The sequence below is a fragment of the Seminibacterium arietis genome (assembly GCF_042675725.1).
Classification (GTDB): Bacteria; Pseudomonadota; Gammaproteobacteria; order Enterobacterales; family Pasteurellaceae; genus Seminibacterium; species Seminibacterium arietis.
Genome location: NZ_JBHTJN010000008.1, coordinates 114619 through 131323, shown reverse-complemented (window position 1 = coordinate 131323; position 16705 = coordinate 114619). Strand labels below are relative to the sequence as shown.

Below are 16705 nucleotides of genomic sequence, written 5' to 3'. Positions count from 1 at the left end.
TCATTAAATTGGTGTAATAACATGAATTATGCTCAATGGCTTGAGTTTGCTAAGGAAAGATTAGTTCAAAATCAGAGTTTAGATCCTTTTCTTAATCCTAAAAGCGATAGTCTTTTGTTATTAGAATTCGTTACTAAACGTAATCGAGCTAGTATTTTGGCATTTTCTGATGATCGGTTAACTGAATTCGAACTAACACAATTAACAGAACTATTAGAAAAACGTTGTCAGCAGCAACCGATGGCGTATATTTTAGGGGAAAAATCTTTTTGGACCTTAAATTTAAAAGTATCTCCTTGTACGTTAATACCGCGTGCAGATACGGAAATTTTAGTAGAGCAAGCATTAAAAATAATTAAAGAGCGGTTAAAATATCCACAAAATTTAGTGCAACAAGAATTTGCTATTTTGGATTTAGGGACTGGCACGGGAGCAATCGCACTTTCTCTAGCATCTGAATTAGAGGATATTGCTGAGCAACATAAATTCAATTTACGTATTGTAGGAGTAGATTTTTTGTTAGAGGCAGTGGAGTTAGCAAGATCTAATGCCATACGTCATAATTTGAATAAAGTGGAATTTATCCAAAGTGATTGGTTTAATGAAATCAACGATCATTATGATATGATTGTAGCAAATCCCCCTTATATTGATGAAAACGATGAACATTTAACTCAAGGTGATGTGCAGTTTGAACCTAAAACAGCATTAGTCTCAGCAGAAGAAGGTTATTCTGACTTAAAACATATTATTAAAATAGCACCGCAGTATCTAAAGCCACAAGGAGTCTTATTATTAGAACATGGTTGGCAACAGGCGAACAAAGTGCGGTCATTTTTTACAAAGAATCAGTGGCAGCATGTTATGACTATTAAAGATTATAGTGGTAACGATAGAGTGACGATAGGACAAAAAAATGAAAAATAACTGGCTAGGGGAAAAATATTATCACCGAGCATTGTATGATGAAATGATCTATTTTTACCAACTTACTTTTGATGATGATGGAGAGGAAATTTATCGTATTCGGGGATTAATGGGAAACTTGGTTAGAAAAGCACGTAAAGCCTTTAGTCCTGAAATGACGATTAAACAAAAAGTTGATCGTTTGCTTGCGTTAGTTTATGACGATTGGGGATTTTATTGTGACCCGAGTAATTATTTTCATTCTTCAAATTTATACTTACATTATGTGCTAAAAAATCGCTCCGCAATGCCAATTAGTATTGCAGGAATTATTTTATACTTAGCGGAAAGTTTGTCATTACCTATTTATCCAGTTAATTTTCCAACACAACTAATTTTGCGAGTGGACATAGAAAAGGAAACTTTTTTTGTTGATCCTTGGGATGGGAAATATGTCACATATCAATATTTACAGCAATTATATGAAGGTGCGTTTGGTTTTGCCGCGGAAATGAAAGAAGAAACTTTGCAATACGCTGGTTGTAATGAATTAGTGAAACGATTTAGTGAAATAGCAAAAAATGCACTTATTCGAGATCAGTTAAATTTTAGTGCGTTAGTTTATATTGAAGCTTTAGTTGATCGACATCCAAATAGTCCTTATGAAGTCAGAGATCGAGGTATTGTGTTTGTTAAATTAGGTTGTATTAGAGCAGCAGTTGATGACTTGACACATTTTGTTGAAAAATGTCCCCATGATCCTTCAGCGATATTATTAGCGAATCAAATTTCTGAACTTAAAAATGAACTAGAACCTATTCATTAAAAGGAAATTATTTATGAAAAATAAAATTATTCGTTTAGGCAATATTGAGATTGCTAATCACAAACCTTTTGTATTGTTTGGCGGTATGAATGTGTTAGAGAGCCTTGATATGGCAATGCGAGTTTGTGAAAAATATGTAGAAGTAACACAAAAACTAGGAGTACCTTATGTATTTAAGGCTTCTTTTGATAAAGCTAACCGCTCTTCTATTCATTCTTATCGAGGACCAGGTATGGAACAAGGGCTGAAAATTTTTCAGGCTTTGAAAGAAAATTTTGGAGTAAAAATCATTACAGATGTACACGAAGTTTATCAATGTCAACCTGTTGCAGATGTTGTAGATATTATCCAACTTCCAGCTTTTCTTGCTCGTCAAACTGACTTAGTTGAGGCTATGGCTCGAACAGGAGCGGTAATTAATGTAAAAAAACCACAATTTTTAAGTCCTGGTCAAATGGGAAATATCGTAGAAAAAATTGAAGAGTGTGGCAATGATCAAATAATTTTATGTGATCGAGGTACTAATTTTGGTTATGACAATTTAGTTGTTGACATGCTTGGTTTTGGTGTAATGAAAACTGTTTCTAGAGGTTGCCCTATTATTTTTGATGTGACTCATTCTTTACAATGTCGAGATCCTTTTGGTGCAGCATCAAGTGGGCGTAGAGCACAGGTAACAGAACTTGCTCGTGCTGGAATGGCAGTTGGCTTAGCTGGATTATTTTTGGAAGCTCATCCTCAGCCAGATTTAGCTAAATGCGATGGACCTTCTGCATTACCATTATCGAAGCTAGAAGCTTTTGTTTCACAAATTAAGGCTGTTGATGATTTAGTAAAATCCTTTGTTGAAATTGATACTACAAATTAATAATAGTTAAAATTTATGCTTCAGTTTAATCTTTTTTGCAAAACAAAAGTGAAAATATTGTTAATTAATAAGCCTTGTTGTATAGTCGAAGTGTAATTTAATCATAACTTGCTAAAGGAGATTTTATGAAAATTGTTTTTCTTGATAGTACTGCATTACCCAAACATATTCCTATTCCACGTCCAAATTTTCCTCATCAATGGATTGAATATGAATATACGAGTGCTGAACAAACTGTTGAGCGAGCTAAAGAAGCAGATATTATCATTACTAGCAAAGTCATTTTTAATCGCGAAGTTATGCAACAGTTACCAAACTTAAAACTGATTGCACTTACAGCAACAGGTACAAATAATATTGATCTTATTGCGGCAAAAGAACTCGGTATTACAGTAAAAAATATTACTGGATACTCATCAGTTACTGTACCAGAACATGTATTGGGTTTAATTTTTGCTCTTAGACATAATTTGATGAACTGGTATAGAGATCAACTTTCTGCAAAATGGGCTGATTGCAAGCAATTTTGTTATTTTGATTACCCTATCAACGATGTTAAAGGTTCAACTTTGGGGGTTGTAGGAAAGGGAAGCTTAGGAACGGAAATTGGACGTTTAGCTACCGCACTTGGAATGAACGTCATGTATGCAGAACGTAAAGGAGCCAAAACGATACGTGATGGTTATTTACCTTTTGAAACAGTACTAAAAGAAGCTGACATCGTTACTTTGCATTGCCCATTAACAGCAGACACTCAAGATTTAATTAATGCTGATACTCTAAAATTAATGAAACCGACTGCTTATTTAATTAATACTGGTCGTGGTCCATTAGTTAATGAACAAGCGTTAGTAGAGGCTCTACAAAATAATACTATTGCAGCTGCAGCTATTGATGTAATGGTTAAAGAACCACCAGAAAAAGATAACTTACTATTACAAGCCGCAAAGACGTTACCAAATCTTATTATTACACCACATATAGCTTGGGCATCAAATCAAGCAGTAGATATTTTAGTAAAAAAACTTTGTAAGAATATAGAAGATTTTGTTGTAGAGGGTAAATGACGTATAATCTTCAAATTCTGAAATCATTCCCCTGATTTCACAGGGGAATTTAATTTGGCTATAAAATGACATTGCCTATTTCTTTTTTTATTGCTTTGCGTTATTGGCGAGCTAAAAGTGCGGATCGTTTTGGTCGTTTAGTGAGTAATCTTGCTTCTATTGGGATTATGCTCGGTGTTTGTGCGTTAATTATTGTATTATCAGTGATGAACGGCCTAGAAAACAACCAAAAACAACAAGTATTAGCTACTATTCCACATGCTATTATTAGTCCATTACAGGGGCATATTGAATTATCAGATTCTTTGCCTATTTTACCCAAAGAAGTGCAAAGTGCGGTAGCTATCAATAGTACGGATGTAATACTACAATCGGCGAATGCAGTTAGTGCAGGGAAAGTAATTGGCGTGCAAAAAGAAACTGACGATCCTTTATTACTAAATTTTAGTGCGAGTGAATTACAACAATTATTACCTAAAGGTGGTTTTCGAGTTATTATTAGTTCTCAGCTTGCTCAACAACTAAAGCTACAAGTTGGAGATAAAGTTAGGTTGATGATTACAGAAAATAGTCAATATACTCCTTTTGGGCGAGTACCTGTACAGCGTTTATTTACTGTCTCTGCTGTTTATTTTTCACCCTTTGAGAATTCAACAATTTTTACTGAGCTAACTGATATTGGAAGATTAATGCGGATTTCCACTACTCAAGCCGAAGGCTATCGTTTATTTTTACAAGATCCATTTTTAATTACTGAATTATCACGATCTTTTCCTACGGAAAAATGGAAAATTAAAGATTGGCGAACTCAAAAAGGGGAATTTTTCCAAGCAGTTAAAATGGAAAAAAATATGATGGGTTTACTTGTGAGTCTTATGATTATTGTTGCGGTATCGAATATTGTTACATCATTGAGTTTAATGGTAGTAGATAAGCAGGGAGAAATTGCTATTTTACAAACGCAGGGTTTAAAACATAAACAGATTCAACAAATTTTTATTTTTCAAGGATTGATTGTCGGGGCAATTGGTACGCTATCTGGACTGTTGTTAGGACTGATCTTGACTTTAAATCTAAATCATATACTCACTCTCATTAATCCTTATGGCATATATTTGCCTATAGAAATCAACAATGTCCAAATCATCATGATCCTTGTGTTTTCGTTGTTATTATCTTTACTATCAACATTATATCCAGCTTATCGAGCAGCAAAAACAGAACCAGCAGTAGTGCTACGTTATGAGTGATAAACAAATTTGTGGTAATTTAAAAAATATGAATGAGAAACGTTTATTAGATTGTAAAAATTTGAGCAAGTCTTATTTGCAAGGAGACACTAAAACTCTTGTAGTCAAAAATGTGAATTTTTCACTACAACAAGGTGAACTTGTCGCAATCGTTGGTACTTCGGGATCTGGTAAAAGCACCCTTCTGCATATGCTAAGTGGACTTGATCAACCAGATAGTGGCGAAGTCTTTATTAAAGGGCAATCACTTCAACAAGCAAATAGTGATGAATTAGCTATTTTACGTAATCGGTATTTAGGATTTGTATATCAGTTTCACCATTTGTTAGCAGATTTTACCGCTATTGAAAACGTAATGATGCCAATGTTGATTGGTAGACAAAATAAAACTGAAGCTCAAAATCGAGCAGAAAATATTTTAAATTCTGTAGGGCTTGCTCATCGTTTGACTCATCGTCCGTCAGCCCTATCAGGGGGAGAACGTCAACGAGTTGCTATTGCCAGAGCATTAGTCAATAATCCTGCTCTTGTTTTAGCTGATGAACCTACGGGAAATTTAGATCGCTATACTACAGAAAGTATTTTTGACTTAATCCGACAATTAAACGCTGAACAAAATACGGCATTTTTATTAGTTACTCATGATTTACATTTAGCAGAAAAATTCTCAAAACGTTTAGTGATGCAAGATGGTACTCTGACAGGAGAAATAGCATGAGTCACCCATTCTTTATTAGTCTGCGTTATCAACAAGTTAAACAAAAAAATCCATTAGTATCGTTAATTTCCGCTTTCTCTTTAATTGGCATCGCACTTGGTGTAGCTGTGTTGATTTTAGGACTAAGTGCAATGAATGGTTTCGAACGAGAGCTAAATAATCGCATTCTTGCAGTTGTACCCCATGCTGAAATTTTTACACTAGCGGAAAAGGGTGGCATTTCAGTAATTGAACAGAGACAAAATTTGACCGCACTTTTACAACAAAATCCGCAAATTGTTGCTAGCTCACCTTTTGTTTCGTTCTCTGCATTAATTGAAAATGGTACAAAATTGAAAGTTGTTCAAATTAAAGGTGTGGCAAAAAAAGCACAAGATAAAGTGAGTCAGTTAGGACAATATGTTTTGGAACAAAACTGGCAAAAATTTGATCAGCAAGGCGGTTTGATATTAGGTAATGGTATTGCGAAAGAACTTGGAGTGAAAGTGGGTGATGTAGTCACTTTGTTAATTTCAAAAAATCAAAGCAATGCCTCGAATAATAAATTTGAGCAACCAGAACGTTATTCTATTTATGTTACTGGTATTTTGCGTTTGGATGGACAACTGGATCATAGTTATGCTCTGATGCCTTTAAAACAAGCTCAGCAATTATTAGGTTATAATTCACAACAAATTAATGGTATAGAAATAAAAGTACAAGATCCTTTCAAAATTAGCTCAATGCGTTACGCTGAATTGCAAGATTATCCACAAAGACTTGCTGTTCAAAATTGGAGTGATAAATTTGGTTATATGTATCGTGATATTCAGTTAATACGTGCAGTAATGTATATTTCAATGATACTAGTAATTAGTGTAGCCTGTTTTAATGTGGTTTCTACTTTAATAATGGCAGTAAAAGATAAACAAAGTGATATTGCTGTACTGAGGACGTTAGGGGCAAATAACGGCTTTGTTAGGCAGATTTTTATTTTTTATGGTTTATTAGTGGGAATGAAAGGTTGTATTATTGGTACTATTTTAGGTATAGTACTATCTTTAAATTTAACCGCACTTATTCAAGCTCTTGAATCGATCATTGGTAAAAAATTATTATCAGATGGTGTCTATTTTGTGGATTTTTTACCAAGTGAACTACATTGGCAAGATGTGTTATTAGTTTTGTTAGCTACATTAATGTTGAGCTTGCTAGCAAGTTTGTACCCAGCCAATCGTGCCGCAAAATTACAACCAGCACAAGTGCTGAGTAACTATTGATTTGTTGAAAATGTGGTAATTTTTTTATTTTTTCGTGAAAACAAATAATAAATGTTGATAATTAAGTGAGTGATATATGACAAAAACAAAAATTAAAATTGCAAATGATGATACTCGAATTGTAAAAACAGCTCAGGTACTACCGCCTATTGCATTATTAGAAAAATATCCAGCAAGTAGGAAAGCAATTAACATTGTAAAGCAAACTCGTCAAAAAGCTCATGATATTATTCATCAAAATGATGATCGCTTGTTAGTAATTATTGGACCTTGTTCAATTCATGATCCTAATTCTGCTTTAGAATATGCTTTAAAAATTAAACAAATGCGAGAGAAGTATCAAGATACTCTTGAAATTATCATGCGAGTATATTTTGAAAAACCGAGAACTACAGTTGGTTGGAAAGGATTAATTAATGATCCTTTTTTAAATAATACTTATGCTTTAAATGATGGATTGCGGATTGCTCGTAAATTACTATCCGATATTAATGATTTAGAAGTTCCTGCAGCTAGTGAGTTTTTAGATATGATTACACCGCAATACTTAGCTGACTTTATTAGTTGGGGGGCGATTGGAGCTAGAACTACAGAATCTCAAGTTCATCGCGAGTTAGCGTCGGGACTTTCTTGTGCTGTGGGGTTTAAAAATGCAACAAATGGTTCTGTTAAAATAGCCCTTGATGCGATAGGTGCAGCGGAAGCACCCCACCATTTTCTATCCGTCACGAAATTTGGACACTCAGCCATTGTATCTACGACAGGTAATAATGATTGCCATGTCATTTTACGAGGTGGAGATAAAGGTCCAAATTACAGTGAAAAAGACGTAACTTTAGTTTGTGATAAAATTAAAGAGAGCGGTCGAATTGGACATGTTATGGTTGACTTTAGTCATGCTAATAGTGATAAACAATTTAAAAAACAATTAGATGTGTGTAAATCTGTATGCCATCAAATTTCCGCTGGTTCGACCCAAATTTTTGGTGTAATGGTTGAGAGCCATTTAATTGAAGGTCGTCAAGATATTATCGACGGTACCGCGAGTTGTTATGGTCAAAGTGTAACAGATGCGTGTCTTGGCTGGTCTGATTCAGAACAAGTTTTGGCTGATTTGTCTCAGGCCGTTATTGCTCGTCGTCATAAGAATAGCTCTTGCATCTGATTACTGATACAAATCATCATTTATTAAGTGCGGTGTAATACTGCAAAAATTTTTTAGGTATAAATTAAAAGGCATTTTATTAACTGCCTTTTAATTTAAAGAATTTCTATTTTACTTTAACGATCCAACCACTTGGTGCATCTATATCACCGAATTGAATGCCGACTAATTCGTTATACAGCTTTTGTGTAACTTCACCGACTTCAGTTTCTGAATAAAATACATGGAAATTATCCCCATACTGAATACCGCCGATTGGTGTAATGACAGCAGCAGTACCACAAGCACCAGCTTCTTTGAATTGTTCTAATTGATCGATATATACATCACCTTCGATAATCTCCATTCCTAAACGTTCTTTTGCTAAGTAAAGCAAAGAATATTTAGTAATGCTAGGTAAAATAGAAGGTGAAAGCGGAGTAATAAATTTATTATCTTTTGTAATACCAAAGAAATTTGCAGATCCAACTTCTTCAATTTTTGTATGTGTAGCTGGATCGAGATAGATACAGTCACCAAAATGGCGTGTTTTCGCTATCAACCCTGGATAGAGACTTGCTGCGTAATTTCCACCTACTTTTGCAGCTCCCGTACCATGTGGTGCAGCTCGATCATATTCTGATACAATAAAATTAGTTGGAGACATTCCACCTTTAAAATAAGCACCAACAGGACAACAGAAAATAGAGAATATATATTCTGGGGCAGGATGCACTCCAATATTATCACCTACACCAATAAGGAATGGACGTAAATAGAGAGTTGCTCCAGTACCATATGGAGCAAGCCATTGTTCATTAGCCTTTACTACTTGCTTACAAGCATCAATAAACATTTCTACAGGGACTTCTGGCATGAGTAAGCGTCTCGCACTGGCTTGCATACGCAATGCATTTTGATCTGGGCGGAATAAATTGATTGAACCGTCTTTACAGCGATAAGCTTTTAGTCCTTCAAAAGATTGTTGACCATAATGAAGAGCAGTTGAACCTTCGCTAATATGCAATACATTATCTTTAGTGAGTTCGCCTTCTGACCATTTACCATCTTTCCAATAAGCAATATAGCGATAATCTGTTTTAATATAATTAAATCCTAAGTTTTGCCAATCTATATTTTTAGTCATCTTATTTCCTTGGTTCTATACGACAGAATCGTTTCAATCTACACTATTATAAAAATTTTTAAAACTAAAAATATAAAGAATTTTAAATTTCTTTTATTTAGATAGGAAAAATCAGAGAAATTATGATAGGATCCAAAGTAAAAAAACACCGCCCTTGTAGAGCGGTGCATAACCTAAATAGGTTCAAATATACAGGAAGTGAAATGAGTAACTAGACTAGTTACTCTGTCCGATCTCTCGGACAATATGCAAACACAACATCATACTTAAGTCCGAAACTCTTTAACCAGTAAGGAATTACCAATCATTAAGTATGTGTTTATTTTAATGAGGGAATTAGAATCCCACAAGGTATATTTTTTTATTACAGATATAAAAAAAACTAATCTGAGATCAATGGGTTATCAAAAGATAATGTTTTTTAATAGGATCTTTTATGTATAAACGTTTGCCTCCTTTGAATTCATTGAAGGCTTTTGAATGTTCTGCTCGTCATTTAAGCTTTACTAAAGCAGCAGATGAACTTTTTGTGACTCAAGCAGCGGTTAGTCACCAGATAAAGTTGCTAGAAGATTTTTTAGGTATTGAGTTATTTAAGCGTAAAAATCGTTCGTTAGAGCTTACGGATGCAGGCAAGGCTTATTTTTTAGATATAAGTAAAATTTTGCAACGTTTGTCTGAAGCAACAAACAAATTGCTTGCACAAGTAAATGAAAAACATTTAACAATCAGTGTACCGCAAACTTTTGGGATTCAATGGCTTGTTCCACATTTGAGTGAATTTAATAAATTATATCCTGATATAGAAGTTCGCTTAAAAGGTGTTGATCAAGATGAAGGTGCATTGAGTAAAGATGTTGATGTCGCAATTTATTATGGACGCGGGCATTGGGATAATTTGCAAGTAGAAAAGTTAGTAGAGGAAGAGCTACTGGTGTTAGCTTCTCCAAAATTGTTGGAAAAACAACCGCTCTTGTCGGCAGAAGATTTACATAATCATGTTCTCATTCATATTCACACTTATGATAATTGGCGAACAATGACTGATTATTTGCAATTAGAAGGTATGAATATTCAACATGGTCCTCTTTTTAGTCATACATTTATGGCGTTGCAAGCCGCAATACATGGACAAGGAATTGTACTGGCAAATAAATTATTGGCACAGCAGGAAGTGGATAATGGGGACTTGCAAATAGCTTTACCAACGGTGTTAAAAGATCCGAAGTCTTTTTATGTTGTAAATTATCCTGAACAAGCAAATAATCCACAAATCGTGGCTTTTCGAAATTGGATTATGAGTGCAATCAAACAAAAGCAAGGTAATACAAATGAATAGTCTACTTTTGTATTGTCGAGCAGGTTTTGAAAAAGAGCTTGCTGCAGAAATAACGGAAAAATCTAGTGCATTGGGCGTGTTTGGTTTTGCTAGAGTAGTAGAAAACAGTGGTTATTTGTTATTTGAATGCTATCAAGAGTCTGAAGCTGATTGGTTAGCACAACAATTATCTATACAACAACTAATTTTTGCTCGTCAAATGATAGTAGTATCTGATTTATTATCTTCTTTAAATCCCCAAGATCGCATTACTCCTATTATCGAAAAATATAAAAATAATACCGCACTTGATCTGACTAAGAGTACTGAACTATGGGTGGAAACAGCAGATACTAATGAAGCGAAAGAGCTTTTAACATTTTGTCGTAAATTTACAGTACCTATGCGAAATGCAATGAAAAAACAAGGATGGTTAGTATCTAATAAACAATTAAAGTGCGGTCTAACTTTGCATATTTTTTTCATTCAACCAAATAATTGTTATATCGGTTATTCTTATAACCAACATCATGCTCCCTATTTTATGGGAATTTTGCGGTTAAAATTTCCTGTAGAAGCACCTAGTCGCTCAACACTTAAGCTGGAAGAAGCTATCCGAACTTTTATTCCTAAAGAAAAAGAACATCTGCATTTCAACCAAGAAATGTATGCTGTAGATTTAGGTGCTTGTCCTGGTGGGTGGACTTATCAGCTAGTGAAACGAGGCTTGTTTGTTTATGCTGTTGATCATGGCAAAATGGCATCAAGCTTGCATGAGACTGGGCGTATTGAACATTGTGCTGAAGATGGTTTTAAATTTCATCCTCCAAAACGTAAAAAAATTCATTGGTTGGTATGCGATATGGTAGAGCAACCTAGTCGTGTGATTACTCTTATTGCAAAGTGGTTTAGTTATGGTTGGTGTAAAGAAAGTATCTTTAATTTAAAATTACCAATGAAAAAACGTTATCAAGAAGTACAAAAGTGTTTAAGTTATATTGAAACCATTCTTGATGAAAAAGGATTTAAAGTGAAAATACAGGCAAAACAACTGTATCATGATCGAGAGGAAGTCACAGTTCACATTCAAATTATGTGACAGTGAAATGTCACATAATTTTTGTCTTATTGCATTTGAACTAAAATTGATTATAATGTTGCTGTATAAAAAAACAGTGGTGATGTGATGGATATTTCAGAATTACTCAATGGATTAAATGATCGTCAGCGTGAAGCAGTGTCTGCTCCTTTAGGTAACTATTTAGTATTGGCTGGAGCGGGAAGTGGTAAAACTCGAGTTTTAACTTATCGTATAGCTTGGTTGATTGCAGTAGAAAACATTTCCGAAAGTAGCATTATGGCAGTTACTTTCACAAATAAAGCTGCGGCGGAGATGCGACATCGTATTGAATCTACACTAGCACAATATTCGCAACCTAATTTATTTGGCATGTGGGTTGGTACGTTTCACAGTATTGCACATCGTTTATTACGATCACATTACCTTGATGCAAAGCTACCACAAGATTTTCAAATTTTGGATAGTGAAGATCAGTTAAGGTTAGTCAAGCGTTTAATGAAGCTACACCACTATGATGAACATAATTTTCCACCTAAACAAGCCTGCTGGTATATCAATCATAAAAAAGAAGAAGGGTTAAGACCAAACCAAATTGAGCATTATAATGATCCTCAAGAAAAACAGTGGGTTAGAATTTACCAAATTTATCAAGATGTTTGTGATCGTTCTGGTTTAGTTGATTTCTCAGAATTGCTATTGCGAGCATATAAATTATTAGAGAGCAAACCAGTTATTCTTCAGCGCTATCAACAACGTTTTCAACATATTTTAATTGATGAATTTCAAGATACTAATAAAATTCAATATGCTTGGATTAAATTATTAGCAGGTGATAGTGCAAAGTTGATGATTGTTGGCGATGATGATCAATCTATCTATGGTTGGCGTGGTGCTAAAGTAGAAAATATTCACCATTTTTTACAGGATTTTCAAAAAGTTAAAAAGATTATTTTAGAGCAGAATTATCGTTCTACAGAAAATATTTTACAGAGTGCAAATCAGTTGATTGCCAATAATGAAAAACGCTTAGGAAAAAATCTTTGGACAGCGGGAGAAAAAGGCGAGCCTGTAGAAATTTATGCAGCGTTTAATGAGCTAGACGAAGCTTTATTTGTAGCATCACAAATTAACTTATGGCTAGATGAAGGCGGAAAATTAGATGATTGTGCTATCTTATATCGTAGCAATAGATTATCTCGTGTTATTGAAGATGCTTTAATTCGTTCAAATATCCCTTATCGTATTTACGGTGGATTACGCTTTTTCGAACGTCAGGAAATTAAAGATGCATTAGCATATTTACGTTTAATTGCTAACCGCCAAGACGATGCTGCTTTTGAGCGTATCGTTAATACTCCGCTAAGAGGTCTTGGGGAGCGTACTCTTGATGTATTAAGAACGTTGACAAGAGAACGGCAAATCACTTTATGGCAGGCAACTCAACTCGCAATTAATGAAAATATGTTGGCTAGCCGTGCTGCTACTGCACTTTTTCGTTTCATAGAATTAATTAATTCACTAGAACAAGATACATCAGAAATGCCGCTGTTTGCTCAAACGGATTTTGTCATCAAACATTCTGGTTTATATCAAATGTATCAACAAGAGAAAGGTGAAAAAGGCGAAGTTCGAATTGAAAACTTAGAAGAGTTAGTTACTGCAGCAAAAGAATTTGTTAAACCTACTGATGCAGAAGATATGTCTGATTTAACGGCTTTTCTCACTCACGCTTCTCTTGAGGCTGGTGAAGAACAAGCTTCTGTGCATGAAAGCTCAGTACAAATGATGACCTTGCATTCAGCAAAAGGATTAGAGTTTGATCGAGTATTTATTATTGGTATGGAAGATGGTATTTTCCCAAGCTTTCAATCTTTAGAAATACCACAACAATTGGAAGAAGAACGTCGATTAGCTTACGTAGGTATTACTAGAGCAAAGAAAAAATTAACGCTTTGCTATGCAGAAAATCGTCGTTTATATGCAAAAGAAGAAAAACATTTTCCTTCTCGTTTTATTGCCGAGTTACCCGAAGCCAATATTCAAGCTGTGCGTTTACGAGGAACGGTTCGTCGAGCTTATAATAGAAGTGCGGTCAGTACTAATAGACTTTTCATAGAAAACGAATTATCCGATTGGAAGGTGGGGCAAAAGGTCAAGCATGCTAAATTTGGAACAGGGACAATCATCAATATTGAAGGTTCTGAAAATAATACTCGGCTTCAAATTGCTTTCCAAGGTCAGGGGATAAAATGGTTGATTGCTTCCTTAGCAAAATTAGAAAAATTGTTTTGATTAATCACCGATGTTAAAAATCGAGTAATATTGCTCAATTTTCTATTGCAAAAATGAATAAGCTATAATGTTTCTAGTAGATCATCAATTGCTTTACATAATAAAGTGCGATCATGACGGTAGTTAATATTATCATCGTTTAAACGACGTGCAATAACGTTTATTCTATCAGTAAATATTTTTTCTACAGTATCATGTTGTACAATTGCTCCATCAATAATATCTTTACCTACAGTACGATTGATCCAATCAACTCGAGCCGATAAAGAAAGCTCTGCTGCAGGGCTATGTTCTACGCCAAGATTATCAATGAATATTTTTTTTGCTACACTTTGTTTCAAAGTTTCAGCAATTTCAGGCAATAGAATAGGAGGAAGAATACTTGTGAAAAAGCTACCAGGTCCAAACAAAATGATTTCAGCTTGTTGAAGTGCGGTTATAGCTTCGGGAGTTGCCTTTACTAACGGAACCAAAAATACAGATTTAGGTAATTCTGCTAGATTATCAATATCGACTTCCCCAACAATACCATTACCTGATGGTAATGTTGCAGCTAAATGCACTGAATGTTCTGACATGGGAATAATAAAAGATTTCACTCTAAGCAAATCACGAATTAAATTTACCGCATCTGTGGGGCGAATGTGCATATTCTCTAGAGCTTTGAGCATTAAATTACCAAGGTTATGTCCTGCTAGCTCACCGCTACCAGAAAAACGGTATTCAAATAATGCAGAGGCTGTGCTGGGTTCAGTAATGATTTGATTGAGACAATTACGTAAATCTCCCCACGCAATACCGCCTTGTTCTCTACGAATTCGCCCTGTAGAACCACCATTATCTGTGGTTGCTACAATCGCAGTTAAACGTTCTTCCATGAAACTCAATGCCGACATAACACGTCCTAAACCATGTCCACCACCAATTGCGACTATTTTTTTTATTTTATCAAGATTTTTATGACTGGTATAAGGGCGAGAGTTAGTCATTTCATCCTCTTTTATTTTGTAGTGATTTCAATAGCCTCATTATACTCACTTGTATTTTAAAGCCAATCAAATAAATCAATTTACTCTCTCAAATTGCTATAAAATATCGTTATGTATTTTTTTATATAATTGATTTTTAAGGAAATTTATATCAAAAATGATAGCGTAGATAAACGCTTTATATTAGAATTAACGCAATATTACGCATGACTCCGAGCTTGTTTACCTAACTTTTTAGTTTTTATAAAAACAAGGTGGCAATGCCAGTAGTATTTATACTGCTCAAGGATAAAATTGGAAACGATTTATCCTCTCGTATTTTAGAAAGGTGTATAATGCAACAACCAATCTTTGTTAAAAATATAAGTGAAGATCGCTTAATTGATTCTTTTCAGCGTGAGTATCATTATTTACGGCTCTCCATTACTGAAGCTTGTAATTTTCGTTGTAATTATTGTTTACCTCAGGGATATAAATGTACTACAAATCGACCGCACTTTCTCGATATTGATGAAATTCGTCGTTTAGTTAATGGATTTGCTGAATTTGGCACTAAAAAAATACGTATAACGGGTGGAGAACCAACTTTACGTAAAGATTTTTTATCTATTGTTGAAACCGTAGCACAGCAAGAACAGATTAAACAAATTGCGTTAACAACTAATGGTTACAGAATGGCGACTCAAGTATCAGATTGGCAACAAGCAGGTATCACATCAATCAATGTGAGTGTGGATAGCCTTGATCCCAAAATGTTTCATGCTATTACAGGGACTAACAGGTTTAATGATGTAATGCAAGGAATTGAACGAGCGTTTACAGTTGGTTATAAAAAAGTCAAAGTGAATTCTGTTCTCATGAAGAATTTAAATGATAAAGATTTTGACTCATTTTTAGCTTGGATCAAAGATCAACCAATTCAAATGCGATTTATTGAATTAATGCAAACTAATGATATGAAAGAATTTTTTGAAAAGTATCATTTGTCAGGTAAAGTTTTAGAACAAAAATTGCTTCATACTGGATGGCAATTACAGCCAAAGCTACCTTTAGATGGGCCTGCAAAAATATTTAGACATAGCGACTATGTTGGTGAGATTGGTCTGATTATGCCTTACGAACGTCACTTTTGTGCTAACTGTAATCGTTTGCGTGTTTCTGCTACAGGTAAATTACATTTGTGCTTATTTGGTGAAGAAGGAATTGATTTACGAGATTTATTGTACTCTGATCAACAACTTCCTTTATTGAAAGCAAGGATCTTTGCTAGTTTACAAAATAAAAAAGAACATCATTTTTTACATAATGGTAATAGTGGAATTCGCAATCACTTAGCAGCAATTGGCGGTTAATAAATATGACAAAATTTACACACATTAATACTAACGGTGAAGCAAATATGGTGGATATCTCCACTAAACTAGATACTGTCCGAGAGGCGAGAGCAGAAGCATTAGTGACAATGTCACAAGATACTTTATCCATGATTGTAGAGGGTAAACATCATAAAGGTGATGTGTTCGCCACAGCTCGCATAGCAGGTATTCAAGCTGCAAAACGGACTTGGGAATTAATTCCGCTCTGTCACCCCTTATTACTTTCAAAAGTAGAAGTGAAATTGACCGCACTTTTAGAAACGAATCAAGTGCGAATTGAAAGCTTATGTAAGCTAAGTGGTAAAACTGGAGTGGAGATGGAAGCACTGACAGCAGTTAGCGTTGCCGCATTAACAATTTATGATATGTGCAAGGCTGTGCAGAAAGATATTTGTATTGAAAAGATCCGCTTATTAGAAAAGAGCGGTGGAAAATCAGGGCATTTTACAGTAGAGGCTTAAACT

Annotated in this window: 15 protein-coding genes and 1 riboswitch; of the genes, 13 read left to right on the top strand and 2 right to left on the bottom strand. The window is 34.6% G+C overall.

Translation table 11 applies throughout. From position 1 onward, the window contains the following. Positions 1-21: 21 nt before the first annotated feature. From prmC to aroG, 8 genes are all read left to right on the top strand, one after another. Positions 22-927 (top strand): peptide chain release factor N(5)-glutamine methyltransferase, encoded by a 906-nt coding sequence (gene prmC, locus ACFQ02_RS03250; RefSeq protein ID WP_380819253.1) that lies wholly within the window; start codon positions 22-24, stop codon positions 925-927. Beyond that, positions 917-1732: a SirB1 family protein gene (locus ACFQ02_RS03245; protein ID WP_380819250.1), complete on the top strand. Its 816-nt coding sequence runs from the start codon at positions 917-919 to the stop codon at positions 1730-1732. Before prmC ends, ACFQ02_RS03245 begins: the two co-directional genes overlap by 11 nt. 13 nt (positions 1733-1745) lie before the next feature. Beyond that, entirely contained in the window at positions 1746-2600 is an 855-nt protein-coding gene (gene kdsA / locus ACFQ02_RS03240; protein WP_380819247.1) for a 3-deoxy-8-phosphooctulonate synthase, read from the top strand. A gap of 125 nt (positions 2601-2725) precedes the next feature. Next, positions 2726-3667, top strand: coding sequence for a 2-hydroxyacid dehydrogenase (locus tag ACFQ02_RS03235; protein ID WP_380819244.1), 942 nt, complete (start codon positions 2726-2728; stop codon positions 3665-3667). A 65-nt stretch (positions 3668-3732) separates the two neighbouring features. Further along, positions 3733-4917 carry a lipoprotein-releasing ABC transporter permease subunit gene (locus tag ACFQ02_RS03230; protein WP_380819241.1) on the top strand — a complete coding sequence of 395 codons (1185 nt, stop codon included), beginning with the start codon at positions 3733-3735 and terminating at the stop codon, positions 4915-4917. A 28-nt stretch (positions 4918-4945) separates the two neighbouring features. Continuing rightward, on the top strand, positions 4946-5635 hold the full coding sequence (gene lolD, locus ACFQ02_RS03225) for a lipoprotein-releasing ABC transporter ATP-binding protein LolD (protein ID WP_380819586.1): 690 nt from the start codon (positions 4946-4948) through the stop codon (positions 5633-5635). Beyond that, positions 5632-6894, top strand: coding sequence for a lipoprotein-releasing ABC transporter permease subunit LolE (lolE, locus tag ACFQ02_RS03220; RefSeq protein ID WP_380819238.1), 1263 nt, complete (start codon positions 5632-5634; stop codon positions 6892-6894). The genes lolD and lolE overlap by 4 nt, the downstream gene beginning before the upstream one ends. A gap of 76 nt (positions 6895-6970) precedes the next feature. Continuing rightward, positions 6971-8059 (top strand): 3-deoxy-7-phosphoheptulonate synthase AroG, encoded by a 1089-nt coding sequence (aroG, locus tag ACFQ02_RS03215; RefSeq protein ID WP_380819230.1) that lies wholly within the window; start codon positions 6971-6973, stop codon positions 8057-8059. A gap of 106 nt (positions 8060-8165) precedes the next feature. Here the strand turns inward: aroG and ACFQ02_RS03210 are convergent, their stop codons facing one another. Further along, positions 8166-9185 carry a branched-chain amino acid aminotransferase gene (locus ACFQ02_RS03210; protein ID WP_380819227.1) on the bottom strand — a complete coding sequence of 340 codons (1020 nt, stop codon included), beginning with the start codon at positions 9183-9185 and terminating at the stop codon, positions 8166-8168. A gap of 436 nt (positions 9186-9621) precedes the next feature. Between ACFQ02_RS03210 and ACFQ02_RS03205 the strand changes: the two genes are divergently transcribed. The 3 genes from ACFQ02_RS03205 (at position 9622) to uvrD (ending at position 13876) form a co-directional block, all read left to right on the top strand. Then, positions 9622-10524, top strand: coding sequence for a transcriptional regulator GcvA (locus ACFQ02_RS03205; protein WP_380819223.1), 903 nt, complete (start codon positions 9622-9624; stop codon positions 10522-10524). Next, positions 10517-11602 carry a 23S rRNA (cytidine(2498)-2'-O)-methyltransferase RlmM gene (gene rlmM / locus ACFQ02_RS03200; RefSeq protein WP_380819217.1) on the top strand — a complete coding sequence of 362 codons (1086 nt, stop codon included), beginning with the start codon at positions 10517-10519 and terminating at the stop codon, positions 11600-11602. Before ACFQ02_RS03205 ends, rlmM begins: the two co-directional genes overlap by 8 nt. Before the next feature lie 87 nt (positions 11603-11689). After that, a complete protein-coding gene (uvrD, locus tag ACFQ02_RS03195) occupies positions 11690-13876 on the top strand; it encodes a DNA helicase II (protein ID WP_380819214.1) in 2187 nt (728 codons plus the stop codon). Between the two features lie 62 nt (positions 13877-13938). On the opposite strand, the gene ACFQ02_RS03190 is transcribed toward uvrD, so the two are convergent. Then, the gene (locus ACFQ02_RS03190) at positions 13939-14865 is read right to left on the bottom strand and encodes a gluconeogenesis factor YvcK family protein (protein ID WP_380819211.1); all 927 of its coding nucleotides are present in this window, start codon (positions 14863-14865) and stop codon (positions 13939-13941) included. Between the two features lie 198 nt (positions 14866-15063). Continuing rightward, positions 15064-15212, top strand: a riboswitch (molybdenum cofactor riboswitch). Between ACFQ02_RS03190 and moaA the strand changes: the two genes are divergently transcribed. Both moaA and moaC read left to right on the top strand, forming a co-directional pair. Continuing rightward, positions 15201-16217 (top strand): GTP 3',8-cyclase MoaA, encoded by a 1017-nt coding sequence (moaA, locus tag ACFQ02_RS03185; RefSeq protein WP_380819208.1) that lies wholly within the window; start codon positions 15201-15203, stop codon positions 16215-16217. (Overlaps the previous riboswitch by 12 nt.) Positions 16218-16222: 5 nt before the next feature. After that, positions 16223-16702 carry a cyclic pyranopterin monophosphate synthase MoaC gene (moaC, locus tag ACFQ02_RS03180; protein WP_380819206.1) on the top strand — a complete coding sequence of 160 codons (480 nt, stop codon included), beginning with the start codon at positions 16223-16225 and terminating at the stop codon, positions 16700-16702. Positions 16703-16705 lie beyond the last annotated feature (3 nt).

Coding starts and splice junctions, on each gene's coding strand:
- prmC (WP_380819253.1), top strand. CDS start 22: ATGAATTATGCTCAATGGCTTGAGTTTGCTAAGGAAAGATTAGTTCAA.
- ACFQ02_RS03245 (WP_380819250.1), top strand. CDS start 917: ATGAAAAATAACTGGCTAGGGGAAAAATATTATCACCGAGCATTGTAT.
- kdsA (WP_380819247.1), top strand. CDS start 1,746: ATGAAAAATAAAATTATTCGTTTAGGCAATATTGAGATTGCTAATCAC.
- ACFQ02_RS03235 (WP_380819244.1), top strand. CDS start 2,726: ATGAAAATTGTTTTTCTTGATAGTACTGCATTACCCAAACATATTCCT.
- ACFQ02_RS03230 (WP_380819241.1), top strand. CDS start 3,733: ATGACATTGCCTATTTCTTTTTTTATTGCTTTGCGTTATTGGCGAGCT.
- lolD (WP_380819586.1), top strand. CDS start 4,946: ATGAATGAGAAACGTTTATTAGATTGTAAAAATTTGAGCAAGTCTTAT.
- lolE (WP_380819238.1), top strand. CDS start 5,632: ATGAGTCACCCATTCTTTATTAGTCTGCGTTATCAACAAGTTAAACAA.
- aroG (WP_380819230.1), top strand. CDS start 6,971: ATGACAAAAACAAAAATTAAAATTGCAAATGATGATACTCGAATTGTA.
- ACFQ02_RS03210 (WP_380819227.1), bottom strand. CDS start 9,185: ATGACTAAAAATATAGATTGGCAAAACTTAGGATTTAATTATATTAAA.
- ACFQ02_RS03205 (WP_380819223.1), top strand. CDS start 9,622: ATGTATAAACGTTTGCCTCCTTTGAATTCATTGAAGGCTTTTGAATGT.
- rlmM (WP_380819217.1), top strand. CDS start 10,517: ATGAATAGTCTACTTTTGTATTGTCGAGCAGGTTTTGAAAAAGAGCTT.
- uvrD (WP_380819214.1), top strand. CDS start 11,690: ATGGATATTTCAGAATTACTCAATGGATTAAATGATCGTCAGCGTGAA.
- ACFQ02_RS03190 (WP_380819211.1), bottom strand. CDS start 14,865: ATGACTAACTCTCGCCCTTATACCAGTCATAAAAATCTTGATAAAATA.
- moaA (WP_380819208.1), top strand. CDS start 15,201: ATGCAACAACCAATCTTTGTTAAAAATATAAGTGAAGATCGCTTAATT.
- moaC (WP_380819206.1), top strand. CDS start 16,223: ATGACAAAATTTACACACATTAATACTAACGGTGAAGCAAATATGGTG.